The following is a 2,930-nucleotide window of genomic DNA, read 5'->3' on the forward strand; positions in this document are numbered from 1 at the left end:
TTTTAAATTGTTCGTCGAACACTCGATTTCCCATAGTACAACAAATTTAATTATTCATCTTTAAATCTGTCTCTACTCAAATGTACTAACTCCAACACCACCCTGCTACAGCGCACCATGATGGCGCATGCCGATAGTACGTTGATCCTTACAGAAGATGGGCCATGGCCCTTAAACAGGTACGCTTTTATAGTCAGTAAGACAGGCGACATGGTCAGTTGCTATACGTATTATGTGCAAATCGTGAATTTCCCTGCAGCAGACACCTCAGTACCAAGGGACATATACCGGACTATGTTCGCAGAAATAGCTTCCAAATATCTTTTCAGGGAAGACCTAAACCCCTATTTCAACCATTTCCCGGCTAGCCAAGACAGTACCCGTTATTTGTGGCGGCAACTCGCGGCACAGCACCCTTGGGCACTGCGGGACGATGGCCAGGATGGAGCTGGCTGCCCTCCCTTCCCTGAAACCGAAAACAAGGGAGGTTCGTGGATTACGGATGGGCCTACTTTTCGCCTACAACTCATAACTAAAGGAAGTATCAGGAATTTGGAATTCTACCTGCCGGCCTTTTTTGAGGAACAATGCCCCGGCCGTGAGGGCAGAAAGCGATTTATGGCCATCAACGATTTGTTACTTGATTTTTTTGGACGGGAGTTTCCAAAACTTCGCCGATAGCCTTTACTTTCCTCTCAGGTGGATGAGGTAGGTGTAGTCCATATTTAGGTGATTGGCCAGGTCCCGCCCTTTCACGAACGAGGCCGTACGCGGCTGCAAGTCATTGAACAGCGCCAGCTTTTCCTTGGCCCTGGCCTCTAGCAGCAACAACCTTTTGTCCAGCCGCTCCTCCTGCATATCGCGCAGGCGCATGTACAGGGCAATGAGGCAAGGGTGCCCTGCCATGAGCTGCCGCAGGGCATGCCCTTCCCAGTACCACAGCTCGCTGGGGAGTACGCTCTTGAGGTACGCGCCATCGCTGGCATGGGGGCAGCAGTACGGCTCGCCCCTGCCCAGAAAGGCCTGTATGGCCGGCTTGGTGCGCCCCGCGCGGGCATACTGCTTCAGCAGGCCACTGCCCACATACAGCATCCCCCCAGCCTCCAGGTGCACGGCCCTGTCCGCTCCGTACCGGCGCTGCCGCGCGGCGGCACGCAGTGCCTCCCAGGCCTCCTCGGTGAGGGGGCCCAGCTGGCGCAGTAGGGCTTCCATGTGGGCAAGCAGTTGGGGCATCATCCCGAAATTAGATCTCTATCTGCGCGCCAGCAATAGCATGGGTGATATTCCGCAATTTCTGGGTGACATTCTACATTTGCAGGCATCTCGTCACCACGCTACAGTCCTGCACTCCATGCTTTCTGCACAATGTACCCCACTAGTTGACAGCCTGGCCTTTTTGCCCCAATATTGCACCCAACGATGCGTCGCACCACCTTTGGCCAAAGGAAAGGGGACAAAGCCCGATGCCCCTAAAGGGAAATAGAAAGGCATAGACAAACGATAAAACCACAAAGCGATGAACGGCATTTTTGCAAGACCGATGGTACCCATGGCAGATGGCATACTGGAGAAGCCCCTGCCCGTGCACGCCCTCTTTGGCTATGGCGACGAGGACGATGACTGGGAGCCCAAGTGCGATTTTGAAGGGCTATAGGCTTTAGCCCTCGCAGGTGCCCGGCAAGGTTCCGGGCACCTTTTTAACAAATCTTTTTTACGAATCCGTCAATTCCTATTGCCACAAATGGAAAACAGAGAACAAGCGCTTGCCCTGCGCGAGCAGCTATACCACAGATACAACGTATTCCGCCTTGCGGAGGCCAACGAGCGGCACGAAAAGCAATTTGCCTTTTTCAGTGCCAATCTTTACAACCTGATGCCCCAAATGGCACAGAACGAATACCTGCCCGCCTTTAGGCAGATGCACCTGCACCGGCGCCTCAGCCACTTGGATGTTGCCCATGCCGCACGGCACGACCTCTTGCAGATAGAAGGCTGGGGGCCCGACCTACTGGCTCCATTGAAACGGAGCCCGTCCATTATATGCACCTATCATACCGGCTCCTACCGCCTCATCTGTTACCTGCTCTTACAATGGGGCGTTCCCTTCAGCCTGTTGGTCTCGGCCTCCTCCTATAAGACCGAGCAGCAGGCCATGCAGGAACGCTATGGTCCACTGGCAAAGGAGCGGGGTATAGCCATGGACATGGAGCTCATCAACGCAGAGGCACCGCATAGCCTGCTGCACATGGCCAAGGCCATGAACCGTGGGCGTTGCCTGCTCTATTTTGCCGATGGCAATAAAGGGCTCAACGCCCAAGCCGCTGCACGCCACCTATCTTCTGTCCGTTTTTTGGGAGGTAGCCTCAGCGTGCGTACGGGCATGGCCTGGCTGGCCCATGCCCTACAGGTACCCATATACCCCTTGCTATGCCATAGGCTGGCCCGCGATACCGTGCGATACCGGCACTACCCGCAACTCTGCCCGCAAGCGGGAGAGGGCAGGGAATCCTTTGTACAAAGGGCCGCCCAAACGCTCTATGACCACCTGGCAGATATGATGCAACATGATGCCTCACAGTGGGAAGCCTGGCTTTACCTCCACGCCTACCTCCTGCGGACCGATACCGGCCCACAGGAGCAGCCCAATTTGGCCAATGCAGCCCAGTGGTCGCTCTTCAGGCATAGGGGACGGGGCTACCTTATGCACCGCCCCACCTACATGAGCTATGCCATCAGCAGGGAAAAATACCTCGATTTCAGACCCGTTCTGGGCAATTATTTGTAATTATTCGCCCAAAGGACTAATTTGTTCTAATAAATCAACAGATTGTTTATTTAATTAACCCAAGTTGCGGGTTAATTAAAGATAAAAAGTAAGCATCAAAACCAAGAACTTTGGTTTACCACAACTAAATGTACTTGTATGATGC

5 protein-coding genes are annotated in these 2,930 nt (G+C 53.8%); 4 read left to right on the forward strand and 1 reads right to left on the reverse strand.

Annotated features, from left to right (window positions below; translation table 11 throughout):
• Positions 1-117 precede the first annotated feature (117 nt).
• Positions 118-681: a hypothetical protein gene (locus tag A37S_RS0122325; protein WP_028298861.1), complete on the forward strand. Its 564-nt coding sequence runs from the start codon at positions 118-120 to the stop codon at positions 679-681.
• Positions 682-684: 3 nt separating this feature from the next.
• On the opposite strand, the gene A37S_RS27330 is transcribed toward A37S_RS0122325, so the two are convergent.
• Complete coding sequence (locus A37S_RS27330; RefSeq protein ID WP_157279027.1) at positions 685-906, reverse strand: hypothetical protein; 222 nt, start codon at positions 904-906, stop codon at positions 685-687.
• On the opposite strand from A37S_RS27330, the gene A37S_RS27335 reads away from it, so the two are divergent.
• The 3 genes from A37S_RS27335 to A37S_RS0122345 all read left to right on the forward strand — a co-directional run bounded on the left by A37S_RS27335 (position 884) and on the right by A37S_RS0122345 (position 2,785).
• A complete protein-coding gene (locus A37S_RS27335) occupies positions 884-1,483 on the forward strand; it encodes a hypothetical protein (protein WP_157279030.1) in 600 nt (199 codons plus the stop codon). The two genes, A37S_RS27330 and A37S_RS27335, sit on opposite strands and share 23 nt — an antisense overlap.
• 33 nt (positions 1,484-1,516) lie before the next feature.
• A complete protein-coding gene (locus A37S_RS27340) occupies positions 1,517-1,654 on the forward strand; it encodes a hypothetical protein (RefSeq protein ID WP_157279033.1) in 138 nt (45 codons plus the stop codon).
• 87 nt (positions 1,655-1,741) lie between these two features.
• On the forward strand, positions 1,742-2,785 hold the full coding sequence (locus A37S_RS0122345; protein ID WP_028298864.1) for a lysophospholipid acyltransferase family protein: 1,044 nt from the start codon (positions 1,742-1,744) through the stop codon (positions 2,783-2,785).
• Positions 2,786-2,930: the final 145 nt, after the last annotated feature.

Source organism: Olivibacter sitiensis DSM 17696 (genome assembly GCF_000427965.1).
Lineage (GTDB): Bacteria > Bacteroidota > Bacteroidia > Sphingobacteriales > Sphingobacteriaceae > Olivibacter > Olivibacter sitiensis.